This window comes from Pseudovibrio sp. Tun.PSC04-5.I4, from assembly GCF_900104145.1.
GTDB lineage: Bacteria > Pseudomonadota > Alphaproteobacteria > Rhizobiales > Stappiaceae > Pseudovibrio.
This window is the reverse complement of the sequence record NZ_FNLB01000008.1, coordinates 192,461-219,457: the sequence shown is the minus strand read 5'-3', so window position 1 is coordinate 219,457 and position 26,997 is coordinate 192,461. Positions and strand designations below refer to the sequence as shown.

Genomic DNA, 26,997 nt, shown 5'->3' with positions numbered 1-26,997 from the left:
GTGAGAGGTATTGTCAATTCTGGTGTATGAGCATTTTCTTAAGCAGCGTTTTGCACGGCTTCTGCTTGTTCGATACCGTCTTTGAAATTGATGCCTGTGATGACTTTGCCAAGATCGGCAAAACCGCGTAATTTTTGCCAGCTGCCTTGCGCGCATTGGCTGAGTTTGAACATCATGTGAAGCATGCCGTCCCGTTTCAGACATCCCTTTGAGCGTTTGGTTCGGTGCCTGATGGTCGCGAATGTAGATTCAATCGGGTTGGAGGTGCGGATTGACTGCCAGTGCATCTGCGGAAAGTCGTAGAACGAGAGCAGATCGTGCTGGTCTTTGAGAAGGCATTCCACTGCTTTGGGATACTTGCCCTCAAACTGTTCCACAAACAGGTCAAAAGCCACTTCTGCTTTTGCTTTTGTCGGCGCCATCCAGATATCCTTGAGGCATGCCCTTGCTTTGTCCTGTAGGGACTTGGGCAAGTAACCCACTATGTTGTTTGTCTTGTGCACCCAGCAGCGCTGATGGCGGGTTTGGCTGAATACCTCATCAAGCGCTGCCCAGAAGCCCATGGCCCCATCGCCGACTGCCAGTTTAGGCGTGTTCATACCACGGCTCTTCAACTTCACAAGCACCTCGCGCCAGCTCTGCGTGCTCTCCCGCACCCCGTCTTCAATGGCAAGAAACTTCTTCCGTCCCAGTGAGTTAACTCCTATTACAACAAGCGTGCACAGCTTCACGTCTTCTGCTCGTAAGCCGCTGTAAATGCCATCAGCCCAGATATACACCCACTCATCCGTGTCGAGGCGGAACTGACGCCAGCTATCATATTCGCCAGCCCATTCCTTCTTCAACCTCGAAACTGTGTTCGCAGAAAGCCCTGTTGCCTCAGGTCCCACCAAAACTTTCAAAGCGTCTTCCATCTCACCGCTCGACACGCCTTTCAGATAAAGCCAGGGCAAAGCTGCTTCTAAGCTTTTGGCCTTACGAACATAAGGAGGAACAAGCGCGGAGTGAAACGTGACTGGCTCACCTGAGCGCGCCCGCACTTTGGGCACTTTCACAGTCACAGGCCCGATGCCAGTCTGGATCTCGCGCTCCGGATGATAACCATTGCGCACCACACGCGCACGGCCAGCCTCATCAACCTCATCTTCATACAGCGAAAGTAAAGACTGAAGTTCTGATGTAACAGCCCGGTGCACCAGCTCCCTTGCCCCTTCTCTTATCAACTGTGTAAGCGGATCGCCCAAAAGGCCGTTTTGACGAGCAAGCTCCAGAACATTATCTTTTGCCATGGTGGCGTATCTCCAAGTGGTTGCAATGTTGAATTGGTCATCAATCAGTCAAACCGATACGCTGCTATCTTAAAAGCCCCATACACCAGATTCAGTAATAGCTCTCTTAGTGAGCCGCGCGAATACCGCATGCGGCCTGTTTCTGGGGGTCGATAATGTCGAAAAACATCGCCATATTTTCGGATGGAACCGGTCAAGAAGGCGGCAAGGGGCCAGATACGAACGTCTACAAACTTTTCAAAATCTGCGAAAACCGCACAGAAAACCAAATCACGTTCTACGATCGGGGCCTTGGCACATCGGCTCAGTCAAATTTTGCGGTTCGGGCCCTCGGGAATGCGACTGGCAGTGGCATCTCCCGCAATTTGCTGGACTGCTACCGGTTCATTTTTGATAATTACATGGCCGGTGACAAGATTTACCTGTTTGGGTTTAGTCGCGGCGCAGCAACAGTGCGCAGCCTTGCCGGGTTTGTTGAGATGTTTGGTATTATCCCAAAATCGCGACCGGACCTGATCGACGTTGGCTATGGAATTTACAGAATATCCGACATTGCCATGCGGAAGAAAGCGGCCACAGATTTCGTAAAGCAGCACCATAACATGTGGGCGCCAATCGAGTTTCTTGGAGTGTGGGATACGGTGGCAGCCTTGGGCCTACCTTGGGAAGGGGCCTCCAGATTGCTGAACAAGGTGCCATGGTTCAAGCACGAGTTTCATGATCTTGATTTAACACCGGCTGTCCGCAATGCCTACCACGCTCTTTCCATTGACGATGATCGCAGGGTGTTCCATCCGGTGCTTTGGAACCAGCGCACCGCACCCAACCAGATTATGCAGCAAACATGGTTTGCAGGGGTGCATACGGATGTTGGCGGCGGCTATGCCGAGGCGGGCCTCTCTGACATCACGATGGCGTGGATGCTTGGCCATGCAAAGCGGTGTGGGTTGCTCATCCATAAAAAGAGCGGCAAAGCACTTCAGAAGAGCTTGAAACCGGACTACAAAATTGACACCCACAACCCACGTGCAGGGGCCGCCGGGTGGTTTTACTCGGTGGAAAATCGCATGTGGCCTGACAAAGATGGAAACGGCGAGGACCGCGGACAACCGCAGGTGCATTCCAGCGTGTTGGAGCGCGCCAAAACCTCTCAGCTCTCCTACAAGCCATGGATTTTGGAGAGAAACCCCGTCGAAGAGCCGCCGATCAGCCGAACCGCGCATGAAAAAGAGTTGCAGCCGCAAACCGAGTGAGCAACAGGCACACACAAGCCGAAGCAGGGGATGCCTGCTCCGGCTTGTGTCATCGTTGCTAAGGTCAGGATTTGCGGCGGCCTGTGATCATTGGTGTCACCAGATCTTCGCGTTTCCAGAGCCGGTAAAACAGGATTGCGCTTACATGCAGGATGACCAATATCAGGGTCGCCCGTGCCAAAATGCCATGCCATGCCAATGCAGTTCGGGCTCCATCGATACCGACCCATGAGGCCAGAGGTCCGACATTGATGTAATCCTCTGGGTCCGCAAACAAACCAAGCGCCGCTTGTGCTGCTATAACACCCAGCAGCAGGAAGACGAACAGCCCGCCAAGTGGGTTGTGACCGTGCCAGTTGCTTGCGTTGCGTTTCGGTAGTTTGCTCATGTATGCCAGCAGGGCCTTGGGGCCAAAGATGAAGCTGGAAAAGCGAGCCGTTTTGGAGCCAAGAAAGCCCCAAACCAACCGAAATGCGATCAACGCGAGTACCGCATAGCCAAACCAGAAGTGCAGGGTCATAACGTCTGGCCCGAATTTGCCCAGACCCCATGCAGCAGTAACACCGCCCGCAAACAACCAGTGGAACAGGCGCAGTGGAAGATCCCAGACGCGGGCCCCTGTCTGCTCTTGCCGGTCCACACCATGATCAGCGCTCGCGACTGTCATGCTTAAAAGTCCTTGGCGCGGTAATGGCTGTGACACGCCTTACAGGTGCCGCCCAGTTTCATAACTGCTTTGCCCAGTGCAGGACGCCCGCCGCCAGCAGCTTCATTGAGGGCAACAAGAGCCTGATAGAAATCTTTGCCCTTGGCCTGCATGCCAGGCATATCTTCCCAGATCACCGGAAGGGCGCGGGTTTTGCCCGGCAGGTCGGCGTTGGATGTGCCCGGAACATACAAACCAGCGGCGTTATAGTTGGCAACAGTCATCATGTTGGCCGCAGCCGCTTTTGCGGTGTCTGCGTTGTAGTCGACATTGCCTTTTGCCATGGCTGCAAGTGTACCCATGTCATAGCCAAGCAAGGTGTAGTAAGCGCGGCGTGCGTCCACCACATCTTCTTTCTTGACGCCCTCAGCAAAGGCGGATGTTGCTGTCATCGCAACAAGTGCAGTGATCAATAGTTTACGCATGGATTTCTCCGTGTTTGGCGGCATTAAAGTAATCGATGGGGACGTTTCGTTTACTCTGCGATATCTGAAATATACATTTCTGGGTAATCGCGACTTGCAGGTGTTTTTACTTATTCGTGTGATGGCGGTTTGTTTTTCTCATCACATGTTCAAAGTCTATGTTTACTTGCTGCAAGAATAGATGAGATTCTTTCGTCTTCAATAGCCATGTTGTAATAGTTTGTCGCAAACTGTACCTGTAACTCCAATTTGGATACATGCGCTCCCGGCTCTCACACCATCTCACCTTCATACAGGTGTCCTTCGTCCATGGTTATGATGCGGTCTGCCATTTTCAAAATGCGGTTGTCGTGGGTGACCATGACTGTGGTGATGCCCCGCTCCCGCCCTAGTTGTTTCAGCAGGTTCACAACAGTCATACCGGTATCTTTATCCAGTGCTGCGGTTGGCTCATCTGCAAAAATCACATCTGGCGAGGAGACCAGCGCACGGGCAATGGCAACGCGCTGCTTTTGACCGCCGGAAAGATGGGCCGGCAGATAATCAAGCCGCTCCTCCAACCCCAGCACCTTGAGTATGTGACGGGCAGCTTTATCCTGCTGATCACGGTCAACTACCGCATTCACGCCGCTTTGGTGCACCTGTAGACCCATCAACACGTTTTGCGTGGCCGTCAGGCTTTCGTGCAGATTGTGGGCCTGAAAGATAAACCCAAGCCGCCGCCGCAGCATGATCTTCATGGTTTCATCGGCGCCATGCAGCTCATGACCCAGCAGCGAGAGCTGGCCCTTTTGCACATCGCGCAGGCATCCCATAAGAGTGAGCAGCGTGGTTTTGCCGGAGCCGGACGGCCCCATGAGGACCGTCAGGCTGCCCTTCTCAATCTGGAAGTTTACATCAAAAATGGCTTGTTTACGGGCTTCCCCCTCGCCAAACCAGTGGTTAAGGCCAGTGACGCGGATCGGGGCTGTTGGTGTGTATGTCATGTGTCTCGCCCTAAAACAGATCAGCCGGGTCGGCATGGGCCAACCGCCGTGTGGCAATGGTTCCTGAAAGCCCACAGGCCACCAGCGTGCCGAGGAAAACAATCAGCGCCCGCGCCAGTGTCAACCCGACAGGCAAGCCGGACTTGAGTACCAGCATTTTGTAAATGCCCATGGCCGCCAATACACCGGGGAAGAACCCGAGCACCGCCAGCACCATAGCCTCCTCAAAGATGATACTGAGGAAGAACCCCTGCCCGAAGCCCATGGCCTTGAAGGTGGCGTATTCCTTCAGATGGTCTGCAACATCGGTGCTCAGCACCTGATACACAATCACGATCCCTACCAGCACACCGATGATGGTGCCAAACCCGAAGATGATGCCGACTGGCTTCTCGGAGGTTTGGTAGGCCTGCTCATCGGAGGCTGCTTTGGTGAAACTGCGGATTTTGAGCGTTGCCGTCGGCAAAACTTGCTTTAACAGCTCCACAGTCCGCTCAATGGAGGCACCGGGTTTCACCTTCAGCAAAATATGGTCCGGCGCGCCGGAACTGCGTGTGGGCGACAACCGCAATACGCTTTGGTCAGACATCACCAAGTTACCATCCGCGCTGAAACCCGCCCCGATTTGCAAGGTGCCAATCAGTTTGACCTGACGGTTTTTCATCTCAAACACAGCCGGTGTTTCTGGAGAGAGGGAATTGAAAAACTCCTCTGTGCCACCCCGTGTTTTGCGGTCCACCAAGGCGGTATCGGGCAGTGCCAACTGAAGGAACTGAGGTCTCAGAACAGGCGCTATGAAGTCGATGGATTCAATCGGCAGGCCAACCAGCTGCAAGTTAGCGGTCTGGTCTTCCTGCACGCGCCAATCAACTTTGGCGATGTACACTGGTGCGGCGGAGGCCACCTCGGGCACCGTCAAGGCGCGCAGCATATGCACGCGGGCAACGTTGCCGCCTTCTGTCAACGATTTAGCATCTGATGCGGAGATCAGAATATCGGCCTCGAACAATTGGTAGGGCTGCAATGTGGACCCTGTGAGTGCGCCCATCATGCCAAGTTGCACAAACACCAGCACATTGGCGAAGGCAACACCGGAGAGCGCAGCGGCAAACCGGCCTTTGTTGTGGGTGAGCTGGAGCCAGCCAATCGGCAACCGGCCCAGCAACCATGTGAGGAACTGGGTCACTTGACGCCCTCCTCATCCACGGTGTGAAAGTAACCCAGAATTTCCAGATTTGTGAATTTTGCGGCCAGTTCCGAGGAGGTCTCATCCAACGTCACCACAACGGTCACCACGCGCGCATCCGTATTGGCTGCCGGGTCTACGCTGATGATGTTCTGACGCCCCACAAGCAGGCCGATTTCCGTCAGCTTGCCGCGCAGCTCGTGGGTAAGGGCCCCGGCGCGCAGTGTCACCATCTCGCCCAGCTCCAACCGGCCAATCTGGTTCTGGTAGATTTCCAGCTCAGCCGTCATCTCACGGGTATTACCAAATTCAATGGTCCCGGAGGACGATGGCCGTTCGCCGGGCTGCACAAGAACGTCCAATACAGTGCCATCAAACGGGGCACGGACAACGGATTTTTCCAGGTTTACTTCAGCAGTGCGCAGGGCAACCTTGGCGGAATGGAGCTTGCGCATAGCCAGCTCAACATCGGCTTGAGAAACGCCCGTAACATTGCTGTAGCGGTTGAGGGTCGCCTGTTTGCGGGCCACATCCAGCACCGCGCTTTGCGCTTCCGCCTTAACGCGGTCCAGTTGCGCCTGTGTTGTAACTTTGCGGGTGAACAGAGATTGCGTGCGGCTCAATTCCGCCTGCGCTAACACCGCATTTGTTTTGGAACGATTGAGCTCTGCCTCATTCTCCACCCGGCTGGCCTGAATGGAAAGCTGAACTTGCCTCAGCGAGGCTTCCGATACTGCGATCTCCGCTTTGGTTGCTTCCACGCTGGCTTCCAGCGACGGACGATTGTCCAGCGTTGCCAGAATGGTGCCCTTTTTCACCCAATCGCCAACGGAGACAGGCAATTCTGCAATGCGAGCATCACTGGCTCCAAATGGCAGGGCAATAGTGGAGACGCCATTGCGCGGCACCAACTTGCCAAGGGCAACAACGGCTCCGGCTTTCAGCGCCTTGATGTCGCTTTCCGTCACTGTGGTGTTGAGGGGAACGGCGATCTTCTGATCACTGCCGCCACCCGGTACCAGACCCGTCATCTGATAAAAAATGCGCAGACCCGCAGGTTGGAAATACATGCCCATAACGCCGCCCGTGAACATGATGGCAAAGAACAGCGGGATAAACAGGATGATCCGCTTAAACGGCAAACCCTTTTTGACAGTGCCGGATGTGGAGGCAATACCCGTATCTTCCAGCGGTAGATTTGTGTTTGGCAAATTAGGAGAGTTCACAGGACCACCTCAGCAGTAATTTTATATATCACTACTTTCTAATATTCTAATATGAGACACAATCAATTTATAAATTGTACCTATTTGTATCAGCGGTGGATTTGGGCAAAACTTACGACAGACCAGCGAGTTTGTGCAGGCAATCCGCGTTGCGGATTGCCAAAGAACAGGAGCATATGCGGGAATACAAATCACCACGGGAATGGTGATTTGTATTCTTCGTAACTGTTATTATTTCGTTCCCATTGATACAAAGCGGAATTGTACTGGGACGTAGATTCCAGCTCTGCCTTGGGATTGTTTTTTTGTTCTTCAAACAACTCTTCGTAGGCTTGCGTTAGAAGTGTGACGACTGGATCGTCAGAATTGAACTCAGACGCCTTACCGCCGCTAAGTCGTTTATAGTTGGCCTGTGCCTCTGCTTTATGTTCAGCCCACACAAAAGATTTTTTCTCCTCAGCAGAGCTTTTCTCATCGAGAAACTGCAACAGATTGAGGTAGTTTTCTGCAATTGGCACAGCGTCCGGATTGTCGCCTTTCAAAACAGAATCAAGTTGCTCCTCCATAACAAGTTTGGCGGCTTTGATTTCTTCCTTTGAGAAGTATCCAGTTTCATTGCTGGAAATAGCGTGGAGAGTTTGCCGGTCGAAATTCAGATCATCAAAAATATCGTTGCGGAAGCCTTCAATGTCATCATGATATTTGCTGGAGCTGGTATCAAGGTCACCATAGCGGCTCGTCAGTTCAGCACGCGCATCAATTGCAGTGCCTGAAATCGGCTTTAAAGTGGATCCTTCGGATTCTTTTTTTGAAGTTCCATCAGGATCTGTTAAATTATGTTTTGATTGAACCCCAGAGGAAAACCCAGCGTTACCAACATATTTTGCGACGCTATAGTTGGATAAGCTGTATGCAGCTCCATTTCCTGAATGAATGCTCATTAATCGTTTTCCTTTTGAAAAAGTACTGCTCCAACACTTACGCCTCTGAGCCTTCGTAGAGCTGGACTGTATAGCGAATTTGATGGGGACCCTACGGCAGGCAAGCGGGCAAGCAAGACCCCTGCAACTCGGTTGCGGCAGCTTTTAACGACACAGCTATCCTATCGTTCCCCATCCCAACGGGAATAAGTATTACTCGGAGATTGCGAAGACTTCGCTGGTGCTGAGGTCTTTGATCATGTCGATGGCCGACCCGTTCCAGTGGTAGCTGAAATGCCGGGCTTGTGCAGGCGCTACAACGACATCAGGGTAGAATGTTGCGATACACAGGCCGCCCTCATCGCGGGCGCTGGGGTAGATAATCCCCTCACCGCTCAGCTCTTTGAGCCTCCGCGCGAAGTTTTGCGAGGCCCTGTAGTCATCTGGTGCGTGTAGCGCCTCAAAGCGTTTGTCCCTCACGTCTGCCAGCTTGGCATCTACACTGCCAATCAGCTCTCGCATCTGCGCAATCCAGCCGGGTGCTTCATCTGTTGCAGCATAAAACAAACCGGTGTGATGAACTGTCTCGAACAACGCCGTCTCAAAGGTTTTGGCAGCATAAAACGCGCCAAATGTTCCATCATGAAACCGGCCTGGACGATCCTGCGAGGCATGAGTAAACGGGGCCATGAGGTAAGACGCCCCTGCTCCATTGACGCGGCGCTCAACGGGAACCTTATCCAGATTACCAATTGTAGCGGCAAGGCGCGGGTTTGTTCTGCTTTCAGCGGCAGCAAGCAATTCCCAGTCTGCGGGGTTTGCGATATCCTCAAACAGGTCAATGGGTGGATAGGCGGAATTTACCAACCGGTAATATCGAGGCCAGCGAAGAGGAACAGTTGGTGCGTCAAGTCCGTTCTCAACCAAAGTCAATGTGGTCACCAGCCGCCCCGCTGCGCATTAAGGTATCGCCTTACCCGCATCAGGTCCGTCAACTGGCCGTGGAGCATAATCTCCAAGGCGGATACATTGCCGAAATCTTTGTTGGGGCGTTTGATCCAGCCATAACCGCGGTTCGCATCCGCAAACAACACGCGCAGCGCTTTGTGTATGCCAAGCAGATTGGAAAGGCGGGCCGCAAGGTCCACTCCCACACGCCCATAGTGCTGTGTCTTCCAGCGTTGATAGGTGCGCTTTGCAACGTCACCCAGCAATTTGCTGGCCTGCTCATCTGTCAGTTGCCACCGGTCAAACAAGCTTAGTACCGCTCGCAGCATGGCCTGTACCTCAGCCTCGGTAAACGTGGGGCCACTGGGTGCGTTGGTCTGCTCAATTTTACGAAGAACGGGCATGACATCTCCTGCGGAATCTGACGCGGATGCTCTGTGACATATGGCGTAATATGGCGGATTTAGCGCCAAAAGTCAAGATTTGTATGTTTGAGAGCGGATCACCGCATCTCAACGCACGTTTTGACATGTTCCACGCAAACCAACGCACATAGCAACGCAAATTATTTTACGCGCCGTACCGTGTGTGAGGGTATCCTGCCACTGGCTGCTCAGAATTGCATGTTGGACGGGAACCAAAAAACTCAGAGGACGCACGCCTTGAAAATTCCATTTTGGCACGACGTCAATTTGGAAGCATGTGTCGTGGTCACGAACCATCACAATTGGCGTGAGATTAAAGCTATCTGGCTCGTGCAGGAGGAAAAGGCAATTTCAACGAGCCTCGAGAAATTCAGTTTAATGATTGGTGACAACTGCAAGATTGGCCCGAACTCCGTTATTGATTAGAACTGCTTGCGCTGCCGGCGTTGTCTCTCTTAACACCTCCAACAAGCTGAAGGTCTTGGGCATCCTTTCGGAACCAACTGATCAGCGCTCGCGGGAGTTTATTCGCCAGTCCTTTGCCCCATTCATGCTCGGCAAACATACACCCCAAATGAACAGTATTGATTGCACAACCTGCCAAAACCAAAAGTGAGTCAGGCCTGAGCCATCGACATCTCCTAAACTCAATGGCCAAAGGATTTACATGGATGGCAACGACGCGTGGTGGCAGAATGTCGTTATTGAGCAGCTCTGTCACGCCAACAAATACGAGGAGGACTTTCTCAAAGCACATTCAAGCGTTAAAGGCGTACGCTATTACCCAGAAAGTACATATCTTTTCATAACCCGATCAGACCTTATTCAGCACTTGACTGGCAAACACCAGATCGGGCTTATGACAACCAGCTGGGCAATAAGCGGCATAACAAAAGCATACCGCTAATATACGACACTCAATTATCTAACCAAACTTCTTCATCTATTGAAATTGTGCGCTTTTTTAAGCGCCGAGAAATCTGGAATTTGCACTGATGAGATTAAAAGAAATAACCGGTGTTATGTCTTTGATTGCGGCACTGATGGTTATTGCTGAACCAGCACTAGCTGCTGGCTTTTCCGGCGCACAAGCTAAGGCGGATTTTCTCAACGGCCTCTGGCATCCGCTTGGCGGGCTGGACCATATCCTCACCATGGTTGGTGTTGGTATCTGGGCGGCGCTGGTGCTTACCCGTAAACGATTGGTGTGGCCGCTGGTGTTTATGCTGGTTATGTTTATGGCATTTTGGGCGCGTTTCATCGGCGTTGTCATTCCGTATATTGAGCCGGGCATTCTAATCTCGATCATCGTCATCGGCCTGTTGATCGCATTTGCACTCAAGCTTCCAGTTGTCGTTGGCGCGTTGATTGTAGGGGTGTTTGCGGTGTTCCACGGCGCCGCACATGCCAATGAGGCCAATGCTGGCAGCTTGCTGATCTACGCGGCAGGCTTCTCCGTTTCCACCTTTGCACTCAGTCTTTCCGGTCTTGGTTTGGGCTCGTTAACAGAGTGGAGCAGTGGCCGCCTGATCTTGCGTGCATTCGGCGCAGCTTCAGCACTGTTTGGCATCTATTTGCTTTACATGAATTACTGATTGGTCTTGCGTTTACAAGGCTCTCCCAGTAGGCGGAGGGCCTTGTGCTCTTGGTTTCTCAACCGGAGCAGATTCTAAGGAGTAGCATCTTCTGTGCGTACCCCTATCGCTTTTGTCTGATGGGAGACAGGGGTGATGTTTAGTTGACCACTTTGATCGCTCAGAAAGCCCGTTTTTGCAAGCGTTTACACGACCGCACCGAGGCTACACTTCTTTCAGAATTTCCAAAAATATATCATGCCAATTTGCCACGTTTGACGCGCAATCGCTTCACATTAACTTCAGGTGGTTATTGACTGGCTTCTGGCTTAAACAAAAAGGGATCGGCGCCAGATCCCTTGGAGGTCTGGCGCCGATCCCAGCAATGCTTCATAAACCAGCGTTAGACAGACTTAACTTTGTGAAGGAAGTCATTAATTTGCTGGCGAAGGCCGATGACCTCCTGACGGACTGAAACCGCGGTCTTCGAAACCAGATCAGATGAATGATTGGTTTTCTCCGCAGCCTGAGCAACTTGCACCATATTTTCCGATACGTTCTGCGTTCCCGCTGCTGCCTGATGGACGTTCTCCGTAATCTCAGCGGTTGCTGCTCCCTGCTGCTCAACAGAGGACGCGATGTTCGCGGCAAACTCGTTCACTTCTCGGATGCTGGAGGTGATTTCCTGAATTGCTTCAACTGCATCCTTGGAAGAGGTTTGGATTGCTGAGATCTGTTGGGAGATTTCCTCAGTTGCCTTGGAGGTCTGGCTGGCCAGTTCTTTCACCTCACTTGCCACGACGGCAAAGCCTTTGCCCATTTCACCAGCACGAGCTGCTTCAATGGTTGCATTGAGCGCCAGAAGGTTAGTCTGTTCAGCAATATCCCGAATCAGATTGACCACTTCTCCAATTTTCTGCGCAGTCCCATCCAGGTCCATGACCTTGGTGTTGGTTGCTTCTGCAGCCTCATTGGTCTGGGTGATGACTTTGTTTGTCCGTGCAATCTGCTGAGCGATCTCTTCGATAGACGCTGAAAGCTCTTCTGAAGCTGACGCAACCGTTTGCACGTTGGCTGTCGCTTCTTCGGAGGCTGCAGAGGTTGCTGTTGATTGAACAGTAGTTGTCTCCGCAATTTTGGCGAGTTCTCTGGATGTCTGTTCCAGTTCTTCAAATTGACTAAGAATCTGGTTCAGAGTGGTTTCTGCAGTCCCAGAGAACGCCTCAACAAGCGCCGCGGCCTCTTGCTGGCGAGCTAATTCCCGTTCATGTTCTTTTTCAGCTTCCGCCTGCAAGGTGTGACGTTCGGAGATGGCTGTCACAAACACCTTCAGAGCGTTGGCCATCTGGCCAATCTCATCATTACGATGGGTGTATTGAACTTCTTCTTTCACATTGCCGTTCGCAAGTCCCTGCATCCTGTCTGTTAGGTTTACGACAGGCCGAGCAATGGAGTTGGCTATGAACCACAGAATGCCACAACCGAGAATGCCGGCGATGACAGCTACGATCAATGCGATATTCCGCGTAGAGCGATAGCTGGCGGTGAGTTCATCTGATGTTACGGACATGGCGGAGAACCAATATTGTCCAGTATTCCCTAGAGGGAACCGCTCCATGATGAACATCCGGTCACCAAGTTTTTGTATGTTCGGTTGGTCAGTTACACCCCTCATAACCGTTTTAATTACTGGGCGAACCTGTTCGCCAAGTCTGGATTGATCACTATGATTAACCCAGAGGCCACCTTCACTAACAACAGCAAGAAGGCCAGTTTTATAATGATTGGCTGATGCCAGTTCCCCCTGTGTCAGGGATGTTGTCCGCTGTTCTATTTTTCTCTATTTTAAGGTGGGCGGGATAGGAAGATGACGTGGGATATTCACCGGAACGAAAAGCGGCAGTGCTTAAGCGGATGCTGCCACCGGGCAACATAGCCATTCGGCAGTTGTCGCGCGAGGAAGGGATTTGCGAGGCGACGCTCCATAAATGGCGGGCTGAGGCGCGCGGCAAAGGCCAGCTTTTGCCCTGCGCTGACACGAGCCCTGAGGGATGGTCCTCGCGTGATAAGTTTGCCGCTGTGTTGGAAACGGCGGCGTTGAATGAGGCTGATTTGGGCGAATACTGCCGCAAGCGCGGGCTCTATCCGGCGCAGATCGCTGCATGGCGGGTCGCTTGTGAGCAGGCAAATGACTGGGACCGCGCCAGCACTGCGCGTCTTGGTCAAGCGACGAAAGAAGAGAAAAAGAGGGTTAAGGATCTGGAACGGGAACTGGCCCGAAAGGAGAAAGCTCTGGCTGAGGCTGCTGCGTTGCTTATTCTCAGAAAAAAGGTCTCAGCGATCTGGGGGGGCGCAGAGGACGCATGATCAGCACCCCAGATCGCACAACCGCAGTCGCTCTGATCAACGAGGCTGTCACCGCTGGCGCACGACGCCTCATGGCCTGCGCAGAGCTGGAGATCAGTGAGCGGACATTCAGGAGATGGACGAAAGACGGCCAAATTCAGCCCGATCAGCGGCCTATTGTGCCGCGCCTGGAGCCAGCTAATAAGCTCAGCGAGTATGAGCGTGCCGCAGTGCTGGAGGTCTGTAATTCAGAGGAATTCGCCAGCTTGCCACCCAGCCAGATTGTACCAAAACTGGCCGATCAAGGCCGATATCTGGCGTCTGAATCCAGCTTTTACCGCATCCTGCGCACAGATGGTCAGCAGCATCACCGTGGCCGTGCCAAGCCTCCTGTACGGCGCAAACCACCCACCAGTTATCAGGCCAGAGGGCCCTGCCAGGTGTGGACATGGGACATAACCTGGATGCCCGGACCGATTGCGGGCATGTTCTTCTACCTTTACCTGATCGTGGACATTTTCAGCCGGAAAATCGTCGGCTGGGAAGTGCATGAGCGAGAGAGCGCAGAACGAGCTGCTGAGCTCATCGAAAAGGCGGTGCTGGCCCAGGGCTGTGTTCTGAAACCTCTGGTCCTCCACGCAGATAACGGCAGCCCAATGAAGGGGGCTACCATGAAAACAACGATGGAAAGGCTGGGCATTACAGCGTCCTACAGCCGACCACGTGTCAGCAACGACAATCCCTTTTCAGAAGCGTTATTCCGAACCTGCAAATACCGCCCTGACTGGCCCTACAGGGGATTTGCCACAAAGGCCGATGCGCAGGCCTGGGTGAAATCCTTCGTCATCTGGTATAACAGCGAGCACTTGCACAGCGCGATCCGCTTCGTTACGCCAGACGCGCGCCATGCAGGGCAGGACCGAGCAACGCTCGATAACCGTGCCAGGATTTATGCAAATGCACGTGCGCAAAAGCCAGAACGCTGGTCAGGAAAAACACGCAACTGGCTACCTGAAGGACCCGTCTGGCTAAACCCGGAACGCGAAATCAGCGGCACCGAAATCAGAGACGCTGCATGAAATTGGCGGACAACTTGTTTGACAAACACCGAGTTTCTGTTTCAACTTATCGAAGTCAATATCAACCACCACACCGCCAATGCTGTTGCCTTTTGCATCAAAGAAAGGGGTTGTAATGGAAGCTGAAACAGTGTTTTTGCCACCAACATCAAAGGTGTAAGGTTCCGTGATGTGTTGACTTTTTTTCCTGAGCGCTTTGTAATACCAATCTTGGGCAGATGCTTTGTTGATGCCTGCTGTCCGGAAACCGATGGACCCGTTTTTCTTGTAGAAGTAAGGCGCGAAGCGACCCGCGTCTGTTGAGTATTCATTTCCGACAAAAGTTGTATCTTTACCGAGAACATCAGGCTCCAGCACAACAGTTACACCAAGAACATCAGAAGTTCCTTGCAGTGCTGCACGGGTCATGTCTGCCAACGAGTTCCGGTTAGAATCGCCGCCCTGAATTTCTGCGGCAAAAGCGGCGGCGAGTGTTGTAGAGAGGACCTGTGCTTCCTTCGTAATATCCTGCGCTGTAACAGCCAGACCTGAGGCTACGGATGTAAACAACGCCCGGCTATCAGCCTCCGAATTCTTCATATTGAGATAGGTGGTGGTTGAAATTACGAGTGCTGAAGCGACGATGAGGACCGCGGCGGATGCACTAACAATGCGATGACTTAGTTTCATTTTTAATTCGCCATAAAGAATAACTTCGGATTAAATCCCGATGTTTTATTCACTTATGTGTTTTGGGAGGCCTGAGCGTAGGCAGGCAGCAATTAGATTAACAACAGGTAAATATTATTGGGAGTAATACCACATATTTGTCAATATTTACTGATGTCTCTTCCAAAACTACATGAGCATTCAAGCTTAATTGGATTTTCAGCCAACTAAATCGTATTTATTCGATGTTACTAAAATAGATTAAGGTTAACTATTAGGATTTTCCCCTACAAGCGTTTTGCGCTTTCAGGTAACACTCATTTTGAGGCGGATATATCTCTCCATCCTAACAAAGAGACCAAAAACTAGGTCAACCGAGTAAGCAAAGCTGTCACAGAAGTGATCTTGACGCGCTGTAATGTATCAAGCTGTTGTTACAACGGTGTTGCAAGCAAGGCGGATTTCAGAGAAATTATTATGTATTTTAGAGTTTAAATTTGGCACTAAATCTGATTAAGACTTACACGTATATCTCATAAACTTAAGTGTATTTGAGTTCTTAAGTAATTATATATGTAATTGAAAATATTTCTCTTTGTAACATTTCGTAACACCTTGTAACACTAGTATTTCTGCGCATTGCTGCGCGTCCCTTCCGCACTGATCTTCGCAGAGAATAGCCCCTTGCCTCTTCATGACTTAGCCGAAGCTTAAGGAGGTGCGCATTCACCTAGTATAATCGGGAGATAAAACGGTGAAGGATCAAAAACATGAATTTTCCATCCAATTGCCATTAAAGGGCATTGTTCAAGCCGTCACAGAACTGCCCGATCCCGTGTTTGCTGAAAAAATGATGGGCGATGGCATTGCGATTGATCCAATCGATAACGTGCTTCACGCCCCGTTTGCCGGAAAAATTACGCAGATTCATAGCTCCCATCACGCTGTTACATTGCAGCAAGGCGACGTTGAGCTTTTAATGCACATCGGCCTTGATAGTGTTGCGCTGAAAGGCCGTGGGTTTGAGCTGCACGTTGCTGAAGGGGATCAGGTTCAAGCAGGTCAGCCGCTCATCACATTTGATGCAGACCTTATCGCCCGCGAATGTGTTTCCGTACAATCCGCGTTTATCATCACCAGTGGGCAGGAAATTAAGCCGACTGTCTCCTTTGATGGTGTTCAGAGTGATTTAGCACAGACCGTCTTCACAGTTCCGAGCAGCAACGACCCAAGCGCAGCTCCTGCCCCGTTTGAAAGCACCGCAAACGTAGATGCCGAACCTGCCCAGTATGAGGTGACCGGCTCCGTTCAGATTCCTAACGTGACTGGTTTGCACGCCCGTCCTGCGGCTCGCCTTGCTGTTGTGGTGCGTCAGGCAGATGCAAAGGTTCGCTTTAAAGCCAATGGCAACACCTGCGATGGCTCATCTGTGACCGGCATTATGTCTCTCAAGACAAAGCTCGGTGATCTGCTAGAGATTGAAGCTGCGGGAGACGACGCTCAACAAGTCACCGCAGATATCATTGCCGCTATTAAGGCGGGCCTTGGCGAAGAAGTCACCGCTGTTACCAGTTTTCCAGAAGTGGAGCTGGTGAAAGAAACGCCACTTTTGCAAGTGAAGTCCGGCGACGATGGCGTGTTGCTTGGTTTCACAGCCTCTCCGGGCCGTGTCATTGGTAAGCTGGTTCAGCATAACAAAACTCTGCCAGAAGTAACCCGTAAAAGCATCGGCCTAGCAGAAGAGCGGGCAGCTTTCAAAGCTTCCGTCAAAGCAAGTGTGCAGGACCTGCAGAGCATTATTGAGCGAATGACCGAACAAGGTCAGGAAGAACTAGCCGACGTTTTCAACGCCCATGTGCAGTTGTTGCAAGATCCGGAACTCTCCGAAAAGCCGCTTGCAGACATCGCAGGCGGACAAAGCGCGGCGTGGAGCTGGAAGCTGGCGTACGAAGCGCAAGCAGAAACCCTCGCGAAGATGGATGATCCTCTGCTTGCTGCGCGTGCTGCTGACGTCCGTGATGTTGGTCTGCGCGTCCTGAAAAAACTGCTCGGCGTCGATGATGGCACCGAAGTTTTGCAGGAAGGCACCATCCTCCTGCAGGAAGACGTCACCCCATCCGAAGTCGTAGCACTGGACCTGAGCAAGATCGTTGGCCTGTGCACCACACATGGCGGCGCATCCTCTCATGCAGCAATCATCGCTCGCAGCAACAACCTGCCGTACCTAGTGAACGTTGAAGAAGCCATCAAGGATTTGGAAGACGGCACACCGCTGCTTCTGGATGCCAAACACGGTAAAATCAAAGTCTCTCCTTCTGCAGAAGAACAAACTGCTTTCGCCCTGAAGATAGAGAACGCATCTAAGCAGGCGGAAGAGTACCGCCGTGATGCGCATAAGCCGGCTATCACCACAGATGGTGTGCGTGTTGAGATTGCTGCGAACATCGGCAGTCTGGAAGATGCGGAAAAAGCCGTTGCAGCTGGCGCTGAAGCCGTTGGCCTGTTGCGCTCAGAATTCCTCTACATGGAACGCTTGAACGAGCCAACTGAAGAAGAGCAAGCTGACATAATCGGCAATATTCTTGAGGTGATGGGCAAGGATCGTCCCGTCATCATTCGCACGCTGGATGTGGGCGGCGATAAACCTTTGCCATACATGCCAATGCCAGCGGAAGAAAACCCGTTCCTCGGTGTCCGCGGTGTGCGCATCGGTATCGAGCGCCCAAGCATTTTGCGCCGTCAGGTGCGTGCAATTATCTCTCAGGCCCACAAAGGTCATGCGCGGATCATGTACCCCATGATCAGTGCGCTTGATGAGCTACGCGCAGTGAATGCGCTGGTCCGCGAAGAGCAGAAAAACCTTGGTGTGGAACACGTTGAAGTGGGCATCATGATTGAAGTGCCGTCTGCCGCATTGATGGCTGACAAACTGGCGGAAGAAGTCGACTTCTTCTCCATCGGCACCAACGATCTGACCCAATATGTGATGGCGATTGACCGGGGTCATCCAGCTCTTGCCTCCCGTGCTGATGCGCTGCACCCAGCTGTGCTGCGGATGATTGATATGACCGTAAAAGCTGCGGAAAAGGCTGGCAAATGGGTCGGCGTTTGCGGCGGTCTCGCCAGTCAACCAGAGGCTGTTCCAATTCTTATTGGCCTCGGTGTCAAAGAACTCTCGGTCAGTGTTCCGGCACTTCCTGAGATCAAACACAAAGTTCGCACTGTATCCATGGCAGATTCCATCAGTATAGCGAAAGCAGCGCTGGAATGTGCCGACACAAGTGACGTTAAGAATCTCCTCAGATCACAATAGTGGTTCGGGAGTATTATGTGGGAGTAAGTGTTCCGATCTGGAATACTTAGTAAAATTCAGGGGGCATGGCGTGTTCGCACACCATGTAACTCTGGGGGAAAAACAATGAGTAAATTCTCAAACGCATTCGGATCTTTGCAGAAAGTCGGCAAATCCCTGATGCTTCCAGTGTCCGTTCTTCCGGCTGCTGGTATTCTTCTGGGGGTTGGCGCTGCTGACTTCTCATTCATTCCTGATATCATCAACCAGTTGATGGCGCAGGCAGGCGGGTCGATTTTCGGTAACCTGCCAATCATTTTTGCTGTTGCTGTGGCGCTTGGCTTTGCAAACAACGATGGTGTTGCTGGTCTTGCAGCCGTTGTTGGCTACGGCGTTCTCCTCGCTACTATGGGTGTAATCGCTGGTTCAATCGGGGTAGAAACAAAACCCATATTGGGCATTGAATCTATTGATACCGGTGTGTTTGGCGGTATCATGGTCGGCTTTGTAGCCGCGACCATGTTCAACCGCTTCTTCCGAATAAGGCTACCGGACTATCTGGGCTTCTTTGCGGGTAAGCGTTTCGTTCCGATCATCACCGCTTTTGCATGTATTGCACTGGGCGTTGGCATGGCGTACGTGTGGCCTCCTATCGGCGGTGCGATCAGTTCTCTCTCCCGTTGGGCAGCAGAAGAAAACCCAGAGCTCGCGTTCTTCATCTACGGTATTGTTGAGCGTGCATTGATCCCATTCGGCCTGCACCACATCTGGAACGTGCCGTTCTTCTTCGAAGTTGGCTCCTACATCGATCCTGAAACCGGTAAAGCTGTTACAGGTGAAATTCAGCGTTACCTCTCTGGTGATCCAACTGCAGGCAACATGGCTGGTGGTTACCTCTTCAAAATGTTTGGTCTGCCTGCTGCTGCATTGGCAATCTGGCATTGCGCGAAGCCTGAAAACCGCACCATGATAGGCGGCATCATGATCTCCGCCGCGCTGACTTCTTTCCTGACTGGTATCACCGAACCGATTGAATTTGCATTCATCTTCGTTGCTCCGCTGTTGTACCTTGTACACGCTTTGCTCGCAGGTATCGGTTATTCTCTGATGATCATGCTCGGCATCAAGCACGGTATGACCTTCTCACACGGCGCGATCGACTACATTCTGCTTTACCCACTCTCCACCAACGGCTGGATGCTGCTGGTCTTCGGTCTGGGTTATGCAGCTCTGTACTATGTTGTCTTCCGCGTCCTCATCACCACCTTCAACCTCAAAACTCCGGGCCGCGAAGCAACAATTGAAACCAGTGCAGTTCTTACAAGCAGTGATGAAGATGCAATGTCAATCGCTCTTATAAAAGCATTCGGCGGTGCAGATAACATCACCAACTTGGATGCGTGTATCACTCGCCTGCGTGTCAGCACCGCTGACCTCTCTAAGGTGGATGACAAAGCGCTGAAAGCACTCGGCGCACGTGGCGTCGTTCGTGTGGGCAATGGCGTTCAAGCAATTTTCGGAACAGCTTCAGAAAACCTCAAGACCGATATGGAAATCTTCCTTCGGTCTGGTGGAGCAGCGGCTCCAGCTCCAGCACAGGGTCTTGATGCAGAAGCTATCTTCAACCAGCTCGGCGGCAAGGCTAACCTTGTAGCAGCGGAAGCTGTGGCGAACACCCGTGTTCGTGTCGAAGTGCGCGACATTGCCAGTGTCTCAATGACAGATCTGTCTCAGGCAGGCATTCAAGTCATGAAAGCTGGAGACAAAGCACTGCACCTCATCGTTGGCAATAAGTACACCATACTTGCCAAGGATCTCTCTGCCCTCATTTAATCAGGTAGAGACAAAAGGCGCCTTTGGAGGTTTACCCTCCTCCCAAACCTTCAAGGGCGCTTTCAAAGCAAAAAGCAGCACTCGCCGCCCGGCCTGAGTGCTGCTTTTTTTGTTGGGTTCACCGGATATCAAGTCAGATGAGTTCTTTGCTGTCTCGATCAAACAGGCAGATACGGGACATATCGACAGAGAACAGCATGCTTTCTCCGGGTTGGCATGCAAACATAGGTGCTACACGCGCCTTTGCCGCCCGGCCTGCAAGACGGATGACACACAGCGTATCTGCCCCCGTTGGCTCTACCAGTTCCACATCGCATTCGATCTCTGGATTGCCCACAGCGCCAAATGCATTATGGGTGATCATCTCTGGACGCAGCCCTAGAATAACCTTGCCGTTTTCACGGTTGGCCAGCCGCTCTGCATCTGGGAGCGGTAGAAAATGTTCCTTCGCTTCACCGCCTAATACCACTGGCAGCAGAACGCCCAGTTGCTGGTTTTGCTTGACGACATCAACTTCCAGAAAGTTCATCGGCGGGGCACCCACAAAACCAGCCACATACATGTTGGCAGGAGCGCTGTAGATTTGTGCTGGCGTACCGACTTGTTGCACCTTCCCATCCTTCATGATGGCGATCCTGTCTGCCAGCGTCATGGCTTCGATCTGGTCATGCGTCACATAAACCATGGTGGCTTTAAGCATCTGATGGAGCTTCTTGATCTCCGTTCGCATTTCGCCGCGCAGCTTAGCATCCAGATTGGAGAGCGGCTCATCAAACAGAAAGATCTTGGGCCGGCGAACCAACGCCCGTCCCATCGCCACACGTTGCCGCTGACCACCCGATAATTGCGAAGGTTTGCGGGAAAGCAGGTGTTCGATCTGCAACATGCTTGCAACCTCATGCACCGCAGCTTTACGCTCTGCCTTGCTGATCTTGCGCATCTCCAGTCCGAAGCCGATGTTCCGCTCTACCGTCATGCTCGGGTAAAGCGCATAGCTTTGGAACACCATGGCGATATCGCGGTTCTTAGGGTGGACGTGGTTGACCACCTCCCCGTCCAGCCGGATGAGCCCCTGTGAGATGGGTTCCAAACCTGCGATGATATTCAGCAGTGTAGATTTTCCGCAGCCGGATGCACCGAGGAGAACGAGGAACTCACCCTCGTTCACATCCAGCGAGATGTCGTCTAAAACTTGTGTTGATCCAAAAGACTTGGACGCATTTTCAATGGATATCGTCGCCATTATTGAAGTGAGCCTCTAGCCTTTGACCGCGCCGGCTGTGAGGCCGCGCACGAAGAAACGTCCAGCGATTATGTACACAACAAGGGTTGGCGCAGCTGCAATAAGCGCCGCTGCCATGTCCACATTGTACTGCTTCACGCTTGTGGTTGAGTTGATGAGATTGTTGAGTGCAACGGTGACGGGTTGAGACCCACCAGAGGTGAAACTGGCGCCGAAAAGGAACTCATTCCACACCTGAGTAAATTGCCAGATGACCGAGACAACAATGATCGGCAGAGAAAGCGGAAGGATGATGTGCCAAAAGATCCGGAAGAAACCGGCCCCATCCATGGTCGCCGCTCGCACGAGTTCTCTCGGAATAGAAATGTAATAGTTGCGGAAAAACAACGTGGTGAAGCTGATCCCGTAAATCGTATGCACCACGATCAACCCACTGATGGAATTGGCAACTCCGAGAAATCCAAGGGTTTGTGCCATAGGCAGAATAACAATCTGGAACGGAATAAAACACCCAAACAGCATCAATGCGAAAATGATATTTGCGCCGCGAAACCGAAACAGTGACAACGCATATCCACACAACGCGCCGATCAAGGTGGAGATCGCAACAGAAGGCACGGACATGATGATGGAGTTGATGAAATAGGGTCGCAACCCTTCACACCGCACACCGATGCATGCTTGCGACCATGCTTCTCTCCATGCCGCAAAGTTCATCTCGTGTGGCAAATCAAGCAGTGCGCCTGCGCGAATTTCTGCCAGGTCCTTCAATGATGTTGAGAGCACCACGTATATCGGCCCCAGATACAGCACCGCGGCAACCAGCAACAATGACCAGATAAAAATGCGACCAAGCACATACCGTTTGCCAGTGGCACCGGGGAGTATTTTGGATTCAGCCATGACGCTTCGTCCTCAACTCGGAATAAAGAAAAGGCACAATTATCGCCGCAACCGTTGCCAACATCATCATGGCAGAGGCCGCCCCCACTCCGATCTGGTTCCGCCGAAAGGCCATCTCGTACATAAAGTTAGCAGGCAGCGTTGAGGAATAGCCCGGCCCTCCATTTGTCAGCGCAACAACAAGGTCAAAGCTCTTAATGGACAGATGCGCGAGAATAACAAAGGCCGACAAAAACACCGGCCTGAGCGAAGGCAGGATGATGCCTAGATAAATCCGTGTAGTGCTGGCACCATCCAGTTGCGCGGCGCGGATGATGTCCTCATCAACGGACCGCAAAGCTGACAGGAACAACGCCATCACAAAGCCGGACGCCTGCCAGACCGCAGCAATCACAACCACATAGATGGCCATATCCCGGTTTACGATCCAGTCAAACCGGAAGCTCTCCCAGCCCAGTTTTTGCATGTAGCTCTCAATCCCGAGGGAAGGGTTCAATATCCACTTCCATGCTGTTCCCGTTACAATAAAACTGATCGCCATGGGATAGAGATAGATGGTGCGCAATGCGCCCTCAGCCCGAATACGTTGGTCCAGCAAAACAGCGATCAAACAGCCAATAATGATCGAAAACAGAATGTACAGGCTTCCGAAGATCAGTAGATTGTCAAAGGCAACATTCCAGCGGTCCATAGCAAACAAGCGAACATATTGCTGGAACCCTTCAAGGTCGTAGGACGGCAGCATGCGGGAGCCTGTGAGGGAAATGAAACCCGTCCACGCAATGAAGCCATAAACAAAGAAAACCAGAAGCAAAAACGGAGGTCCGACGACCAGCTGCGGCAAGTACTTCTGCAATCTGTCGAGGAAAGACATTTGCTGCTTGCGCTGCTGGGGGTGGGACATAAACTCTCTCTTTGTATCATGTGCTGTCGTGTGCCAGCCAGAACCTACGCTTTACCCTGACTGACCAAGGAAAATCAATCTGCTAGGACTACTGTCTCCGCAAGCTTATTGACAGCGTCTTGCGAAGACATCTCCGTATTGAAGTGTTCCGTAATCACATCCAGAAACGCACCACGTACAGCACCCGATTGCACCAACTCATGCGCGATTGATCCAACCACCGTATTTCTCGCTGAATTGAGAATGAGATCCTCATTGGACCTCAAAGCGCACTCGTCAAAACCGTCCAAACTCACACCTTTTCGCGCGGGTATTGAGCCTTTCAACAAATTGAATTCCTTCTGCACCGTCTCATCAAGCAGCATTGAGGCCATCAAGGCCTGCCTTGCTTTTTGCTCAGGATCTGACACCTTAAACATTGCAAAGCTATCTGAATTGATGATGTACCCGCCATTGGAAGGCGCTGGCACGCAGATGAAATCCTTACCCAGCTTCAGGCCGGCAGCTAGAAACTCTGCTTTTGCCCAATCGCCCATTATCTGCATGGCCGCTTCACCGCGCATCACCATAGCGGTTGCAAGGTTCCACTCACGCCCCGGTGAGCCGGGGTCCACATAGGTGCTGAGCTTGCGCATCTGGTCAAACACCTTGATCATGGTGTCAGAGCGCAAGGCGTCTGGATCCAGATCCAGATAAACCTTTTTGTAAAAATCCGCTCCGCCAAGCCCTAGCAATACAACTTCAAAAAGGGTGACTTCCTGCCAAGGCTGTCCTCCATGGGCGAGCGGAATAATGCCAGCTGCGAGTAATTTATCGGCAGTTTCGTTGAACTCCTCCCATGTTTGGGGAGGTGTTACGCCAACCTTCTCAAGCACTTTCGGGTTTGCCCAGATCCAGTCCACCCGATGGATGTTCAAAGGAACGGCGACGTACTGACCTTGATACTGAACGGTTTCTTTGAGGAGATCCGGCAGCAGAGCATCCCAATTTTGCTGTTCGGCAATTGCTTCCAAACTCTCAAGAGCACCAACTTCAGCCCAATCCTGAATGTTCTGCCCTTTGATCTGCACCACAGAGGGCGGAACTCCCGCCAGCGCCCGTGCACGCAATACTGCAGCCATAGCGTCACCACCACCGCCAGCAACAGGTGCGTCATCCCAAACGCCGCCTCGCGCTTCAAATTCAGTTTTGAGCAGCTGAGTTGCACGCGCTTCCCCGCCTGATGTCCAGAAGTGCAGAACCTCAGCAGTGGGTTTGGCGTGTGCCGTCAAACTACCGAATAGAACAGCTAGTGCGACGATGCTTAAACGCGGGCAGCCCATTACAATCTCCCGATGGGTATCCAGAGGACCCTTTTAGCAAACTCTATCTTCATTTTATCGCGCATAATCCCACAATCCAATGAACTTGAGCGTGCAAGACAACCTGACGCATACACATTCCTCTCGCTACGTCCAAATGATTTGTTATACAGCATTGAGTTAGAGCTTTCTGGCTGCGATTGAAATGGGTACACCGAGGTATGATGATCTCGAACAAAACACTACTGATTGTTGATGATGACCAAGAGATCGCCAGCCTGACGGCGGATTTTCTGAAGGACCGTGGCTACTCCGTGCTCACAGCAAATTCTGCAGAAGAAGCTAAGCAACTTCTGGACACCAAAAACATCGACTTGATGGTGCTGGATATTATGTTGCCGGGCGAAAACGGGCTGACCTTATGCCAGCGGGTGCGCCAAACTTCCAAAATGCCGATCATAATCATCTCCGCAATCACAGGAGATACTGAGCGCATTGTGGGATTAGAGCTGGGCGCTGACGATTACTTGGAAAAGCCGTTTAATCCGAGAGAGTTACAAGCACGTATCTTCGCAATTTTCCGCCGCACAGAACACGTTGAAACCGCAGCAGCACCCAAAGCGCAGCGTTTCGAATTCAGCGGTTGGGTATTGGAAGAAGCAACACGCCATTTGAAAGCACCAGACGGCGTGCTAGTGCATTTGAGTTCCTCAGAATTTGATGCTCTGCTGACTTTTCTAAAGTCACCGCAAAAACCAATTTCACGCGATACGTTAGGTCGTGTATTGCGCGGAGCGAAGGTGGATTCCCACGACCGAAGCATTGATATTCTGATCAGCCGTCTGCGCAAGAAACTGGCGCAAACTGACCCGAATAAAGACTTCATCACGACAGTGCGCCATCAGGGCTATCTGTTTTCTCAAAGTGTAACGCGAGTGTAATTCTATGGCACCGGAAAGAGCGTGGCTTTGTCAGGACTGATCCTGAGCATCCTGCCCAGATCACTCGAAAACCGCATGCTTGTGGTTCTCATCACTGCGGTTCTCGCGGTTTTTGTGATTTTGGGGCTAACGCTCAACGCATACAACAGTCGCGAGTTGGCACTGGCCAACTCCTATGAAGCAGGCGTAGAGCTGAGCCACTACCTCAGCATGTCCGGTCAGGAAAAGTCTCTATCTACTCCTTATGCTGGCAAGTATATTCAAGTTGTTACGCCTCCATCATCGTATTCCCCAAACGGGTCCGGCAACCTGCCTGTTCAGATCCAATTCAGTGGAACCACGCTTCCCGCCTTGCTGGTGGTTGAGGGAACGTTAGTTCGTCCAGATTTGATCACCAATGGAGCCCCTAACGTCACTTATCCAATTGAAAATTTGAGTGTATTTGTTGAGGCGGTGACCCGTCAGGACGTGTCTGCTCAGCTTTATTTGCCGTCCTCAGGCCGTATAAATGCGCGCTTAATCAGCTTCCCCAAACTTTGGCAAGGCCGGATGACAGAACCCGTTCTGTTGATCATTGCCCTGGCTTGCAGCATTGCTGTGCTCATTCTGGCCCGCAGTTTGGTTCACCACACATCTGCTCCATTTAGGTCCTTGGCGAAGTATGATCGCGCGGAGCTGAAGCCGTGGGATACGGAGGAAGCAGTAGCGCTGCAGGATACGTTGGTGAGAGAGCAAGAAGCCCGCGCCCAATTGCTTGAAGAGCAAAAACGCATGCTGGCATCCATCAGCCATGACTTGCGGACACCGGCAACCAGATTGCGGTTGAGGCTGGAGCAGATCGAGTCTACATCCCTGCGCAACCGCATGCTGCATGATGTGGAGGAGATGACACGGCTCATCACAGCTTCTCTCGATTTCCTGCGGTTCAATGCGCTTTTGGAAGAACCGCAGCAGCTTTCTCTGGCCGCTCTGCTGCAATCCTTGTGCGATGACTACAAGGATACCGGCAATGACGTTGTCTTTGTGCCTCAACGCCACAAACTCGCCGATCAGAGCCGCAATATATTCGGTGGTGGCGGTGAAGTGGAGCTGGAGGTGGAAGGTCGCGCTGTCATGAACGGCCAACCAACCGCACTGCGGCGTGCTTTTGGCAATCTCATCGACAACGCACTCAAATATGGTGGTGCAGCCACTGTACAAATGCAAAGTCTGGAACATGATCAACTGCTTATCTCAATCAGTGATCCGGGCCCCGGTATTCCGCAGCACTTGCATGAGAAAGTATTTGAACCATTTTTCCGCAATGACAGCTCAGAACGGACGAAATCCTCCAGTGTTGGGCTCGGACTTTCCATCGTCAAGCAGATCGTCAATGCTCATGGCGGTGATATCAGTCTGGGCGAGACCTCAGAAGGTAAGTTCTGCATATTCGTCACGTTGCCACGAGAGCTGTAAGACGCTCCTTACAATGCACGTAATTCCCCCTAGTGCGCTCGCTCATTTTGGGGAAAGACCAGTGAAAACAACCTCCAATGTAACAAACTGAAACATCAGATTTGCGAGTGTCCG

General features: G+C 52.0%; 23 protein-coding genes. 8 read left to right on the top strand and 15 right to left on the bottom strand.

The window, feature by feature from the left end:
- Positions 1 to 38: 38 nt before the first annotated feature.
- On the bottom strand, positions 39 to 1,289 hold the full coding sequence (locus BLS62_RS28570) for an IS256 family transposase (RefSeq protein WP_093175092.1): 1,251 nt from the start codon (positions 1,287 to 1,289) through the stop codon (positions 39 to 41).
- Positions 1,290 to 1,444: 155 nt separating this feature from the next.
- On the opposite strand from BLS62_RS28570, the gene BLS62_RS28565 reads away from it, so the two are divergent.
- Positions 1,445 to 2,542, top strand: a complete 1,098-nt coding sequence (locus BLS62_RS28565; RefSeq protein WP_093190429.1) for a DUF2235 domain-containing protein — start codon at positions 1,445 to 1,447, stop codon at positions 2,540 to 2,542.
- Positions 2,543 to 2,606: 64 nt separating this feature from the next.
- Here BLS62_RS28565 and BLS62_RS28560 read toward each other — a convergent pair whose 3' ends face one another.
- The 8 genes from BLS62_RS28560 to BLS62_RS28520 form a co-directional block, all read right to left on the bottom strand.
- Entirely contained in the window at positions 2,607 to 3,209 is a 603-nt protein-coding gene (locus BLS62_RS28560; protein WP_093190427.1) for a cytochrome b/b6 domain-containing protein, read from the bottom strand.
- A gap of 2 nt (positions 3,210 to 3,211) precedes the next feature.
- Positions 3,212 to 3,673 carry a c-type cytochrome gene (locus tag BLS62_RS28555; RefSeq protein ID WP_093190424.1) on the bottom strand — a complete coding sequence of 154 codons (462 nt, stop codon included), beginning with the start codon at positions 3,671 to 3,673 and terminating at the stop codon, positions 3,212 to 3,214.
- 272 nt (positions 3,674 to 3,945) lie between these two features.
- A complete protein-coding gene (locus BLS62_RS28545; protein ID WP_093190419.1) occupies positions 3,946 to 4,659 on the bottom strand; it encodes an ATP-binding cassette domain-containing protein in 714 nt (237 codons plus the stop codon).
- 10 nt (positions 4,660 to 4,669) lie between these two features.
- Complete coding sequence (locus tag BLS62_RS28540; RefSeq protein WP_093190416.1) at positions 4,670 to 5,845, bottom strand: FtsX-like permease family protein; 1,176 nt, start codon at positions 5,843 to 5,845, stop codon at positions 4,670 to 4,672.
- On the bottom strand, positions 5,842 to 7,071 hold the full coding sequence (locus tag BLS62_RS28535) for an HlyD family efflux transporter periplasmic adaptor subunit (RefSeq protein WP_093190414.1): 1,230 nt from the start codon (positions 7,069 to 7,071) through the stop codon (positions 5,842 to 5,844). Before BLS62_RS28535 ends, BLS62_RS28540 begins: the two co-directional genes overlap by 4 nt.
- A gap of 191 nt (positions 7,072 to 7,262) precedes the next feature.
- Positions 7,263 to 8,012 carry a hypothetical protein gene (locus BLS62_RS28530; protein WP_093190411.1) on the bottom strand — a complete coding sequence of 250 codons (750 nt, stop codon included), beginning with the start codon at positions 8,010 to 8,012 and terminating at the stop codon, positions 7,263 to 7,265.
- 192 nt (positions 8,013 to 8,204) lie between these two features.
- Positions 8,205 to 8,933, bottom strand: coding sequence for an RES family NAD+ phosphorylase (locus BLS62_RS28525; protein ID WP_093190408.1), 729 nt, complete (start codon positions 8,931 to 8,933; stop codon positions 8,205 to 8,207).
- The gene (locus BLS62_RS28520; protein WP_093191720.1) at positions 8,930 to 9,268 is read right to left on the bottom strand and encodes an MbcA/ParS/Xre antitoxin family protein; all 339 of its coding nucleotides are present in this window, start codon (positions 9,266 to 9,268) and stop codon (positions 8,930 to 8,932) included. The genes BLS62_RS28525 and BLS62_RS28520 overlap by 4 nt, the downstream gene beginning before the upstream one ends.
- Before the next feature lie 333 nt (positions 9,269 to 9,601).
- Between BLS62_RS28520 and BLS62_RS28515 the strand changes: the two genes are divergently transcribed.
- Positions 9,602 to 9,790 carry an LbetaH domain-containing protein gene (locus tag BLS62_RS28515; protein ID WP_159436600.1) on the top strand — a complete coding sequence of 63 codons (189 nt, stop codon included), beginning with the start codon at positions 9,602 to 9,604 and terminating at the stop codon, positions 9,788 to 9,790.
- Positions 9,791 to 10,359: 569 nt separating this feature from the next.
- Positions 10,360 to 10,959, top strand: coding sequence for a HupE/UreJ family protein (locus BLS62_RS28505; RefSeq protein ID WP_093190400.1), 600 nt, complete (start codon positions 10,360 to 10,362; stop codon positions 10,957 to 10,959).
- Between the two features lie 382 nt (positions 10,960 to 11,341).
- On the opposite strand, the gene BLS62_RS28500 is transcribed toward BLS62_RS28505, so the two are convergent.
- Complete coding sequence (locus BLS62_RS28500) at positions 11,342 to 12,508, bottom strand: methyl-accepting chemotaxis protein (RefSeq protein WP_208991284.1); 1,167 nt, start codon at positions 12,506 to 12,508, stop codon at positions 11,342 to 11,344.
- A 344-nt stretch (positions 12,509 to 12,852) separates the two neighbouring features.
- Here BLS62_RS28500 and BLS62_RS28495 point away from each other — a divergent pair.
- Positions 12,853 to 14,363 (top strand): IS3 family transposase gene (locus BLS62_RS28495; protein ID WP_208991311.1). Its coding sequence is split into 2 segments (ribosomal slippage): positions 12,853 to 13,273 and positions 13,273 to 14,363, totalling 1,512 coding nucleotides; the frame shifts between segments, so codons are not numbered across the junction.
- Here BLS62_RS28495 and BLS62_RS28490 read toward each other — a convergent pair.
- Complete coding sequence (locus BLS62_RS28490) at positions 14,313 to 15,032, bottom strand: cache domain-containing protein (RefSeq protein WP_093190398.1); 720 nt, start codon at positions 15,030 to 15,032, stop codon at positions 14,313 to 14,315. The genes BLS62_RS28495 and BLS62_RS28490 overlap by 51 nt on opposite strands.
- Before the next feature lie 733 nt (positions 15,033 to 15,765).
- Between BLS62_RS28490 and ptsP the strand changes: the two genes are divergently transcribed.
- Entirely contained in the window at positions 15,766 to 18,324 is a 2,559-nt protein-coding gene (gene ptsP / locus BLS62_RS28485) for a phosphoenolpyruvate--protein phosphotransferase (RefSeq protein ID WP_093190397.1), read from the top strand.
- Positions 18,325 to 18,429: 105 nt separating this feature from the next.
- The gene (gene ptsG / locus BLS62_RS28480; protein ID WP_093190396.1) at positions 18,430 to 20,136 is read left to right on the top strand and encodes a PTS glucose transporter subunit IIBC; all 1,707 of its coding nucleotides are present in this window, start codon (positions 18,430 to 18,432) and stop codon (positions 20,134 to 20,136) included.
- A gap of 133 nt (positions 20,137 to 20,269) precedes the next feature.
- On the opposite strand, the gene BLS62_RS28475 is transcribed toward ptsG, so the two are convergent.
- The 4 genes from BLS62_RS28475 to BLS62_RS28460 form a co-directional block, all read right to left on the bottom strand.
- Positions 20,270 to 21,379, bottom strand: a complete 1,110-nt coding sequence (locus BLS62_RS28475) for an ABC transporter ATP-binding protein (protein WP_093190395.1) — start codon at positions 21,377 to 21,379, stop codon at positions 20,270 to 20,272.
- 15 nt (positions 21,380 to 21,394) lie between these two features.
- Positions 21,395 to 22,282, bottom strand: a complete 888-nt coding sequence (locus BLS62_RS28470; protein WP_093190394.1) for a carbohydrate ABC transporter permease — start codon at positions 22,280 to 22,282, stop codon at positions 21,395 to 21,397.
- Positions 22,275 to 23,186, bottom strand: a complete 912-nt coding sequence (locus tag BLS62_RS28465; RefSeq protein WP_093190393.1) for a carbohydrate ABC transporter permease — start codon at positions 23,184 to 23,186, stop codon at positions 22,275 to 22,277. The genes BLS62_RS28470 and BLS62_RS28465 overlap by 8 nt, the downstream gene beginning before the upstream one ends.
- Before the next feature lie 74 nt (positions 23,187 to 23,260).
- A complete protein-coding gene (locus BLS62_RS28460) occupies positions 23,261 to 24,508 on the bottom strand; it encodes an ABC transporter substrate-binding protein (protein WP_093190392.1) in 1,248 nt (415 codons plus the stop codon).
- A gap of 200 nt (positions 24,509 to 24,708) precedes the next feature.
- On the opposite strand from BLS62_RS28460, the gene BLS62_RS28455 reads away from it, so the two are divergent.
- Positions 24,709 to 25,428 (top strand): response regulator, encoded by a 720-nt coding sequence (locus BLS62_RS28455; protein ID WP_093190391.1) that lies wholly within the window; start codon positions 24,709 to 24,711, stop codon positions 25,426 to 25,428.
- 21 nt (positions 25,429 to 25,449) lie between these two features.
- Positions 25,450 to 26,883 carry a sensor histidine kinase gene (locus BLS62_RS28450; RefSeq protein WP_208991283.1) on the top strand — a complete coding sequence of 478 codons (1,434 nt, stop codon included), beginning with the start codon at positions 25,450 to 25,452 and terminating at the stop codon, positions 26,881 to 26,883.
- Positions 26,884 to 26,997 lie beyond the last annotated feature (114 nt).

What these genes read in the sequence shown, in the direction of transcription:
- BLS62_RS28570 (WP_093175092.1), bottom strand. Translation starts at nt 1,289, where the DNA reads ATGGCAAAAGATAATGTTCTGGAGCTTGCTCGTCAAAACGGCCTTTTG.
- BLS62_RS28565 (WP_093190429.1), top strand. Translation starts at nt 1,445, where the DNA reads ATGTCGAAAAACATCGCCATATTTTCGGATGGAACCGGTCAAGAAGGC.
- BLS62_RS28560 (WP_093190427.1), bottom strand. Translation starts at nt 3,209, where the DNA reads ATGACAGTCGCGAGCGCTGATCATGGTGTGGACCGGCAAGAGCAGACA.
- BLS62_RS28555 (WP_093190424.1), bottom strand. Translation starts at nt 3,673, where the DNA reads ATGCGTAAACTATTGATCACTGCACTTGTTGCGATGACAGCAACATCC.
- BLS62_RS28545 (WP_093190419.1), bottom strand. Translation starts at nt 4,659, where the DNA reads ATGACATACACACCAACAGCCCCGATCCGCGTCACTGGCCTTAACCAC.
- BLS62_RS28530 (WP_093190411.1), bottom strand. Translation starts at nt 8,012, where the DNA reads ATGAGCATTCATTCAGGAAATGGAGCTGCATACAGCTTATCCAACTAT.
- BLS62_RS28520 (WP_093191720.1), bottom strand. Translation starts at nt 9,268, where the DNA reads ATGCTGCGAGCGGTACTAAGCTTGTTTGACCGGTGGCAACTGACAGAT.
- BLS62_RS28505 (WP_093190400.1), top strand. Translation starts at nt 10,360, where the DNA reads ATGAGATTAAAAGAAATAACCGGTGTTATGTCTTTGATTGCGGCACTG.
- BLS62_RS28500 (WP_208991284.1), bottom strand. Translation starts at nt 12,508, where the DNA reads ATGTCCGTAACATCAGATGAACTCACCGCCAGCTATCGCTCTACGCGG.
- BLS62_RS28490 (WP_093190398.1), bottom strand. Translation starts at nt 15,032, where the DNA reads ATGAAACTAAGTCATCGCATTGTTAGTGCATCCGCCGCGGTCCTCATC.
- ptsG (WP_093190396.1), top strand. Translation starts at nt 18,430, where the DNA reads ATGAGTAAATTCTCAAACGCATTCGGATCTTTGCAGAAAGTCGGCAAA.
- BLS62_RS28475 (WP_093190395.1), bottom strand. Translation starts at nt 21,379, where the DNA reads ATGGCGACGATATCCATTGAAAATGCGTCCAAGTCTTTTGGATCAACA.
- BLS62_RS28470 (WP_093190394.1), bottom strand. Translation starts at nt 22,282, where the DNA reads ATGGCTGAATCCAAAATACTCCCCGGTGCCACTGGCAAACGGTATGTG.
- BLS62_RS28465 (WP_093190393.1), bottom strand. Translation starts at nt 23,186, where the DNA reads ATGTCCCACCCCCAGCAGCGCAAGCAGCAAATGTCTTTCCTCGACAGA.
- BLS62_RS28460 (WP_093190392.1), bottom strand. Translation starts at nt 24,508, where the DNA reads ATGGGCTGCCCGCGTTTAAGCATCGTCGCACTAGCTGTTCTATTCGGT.
- BLS62_RS28455 (WP_093190391.1), top strand. Translation starts at nt 24,709, where the DNA reads ATGATGATCTCGAACAAAACACTACTGATTGTTGATGATGACCAAGAG.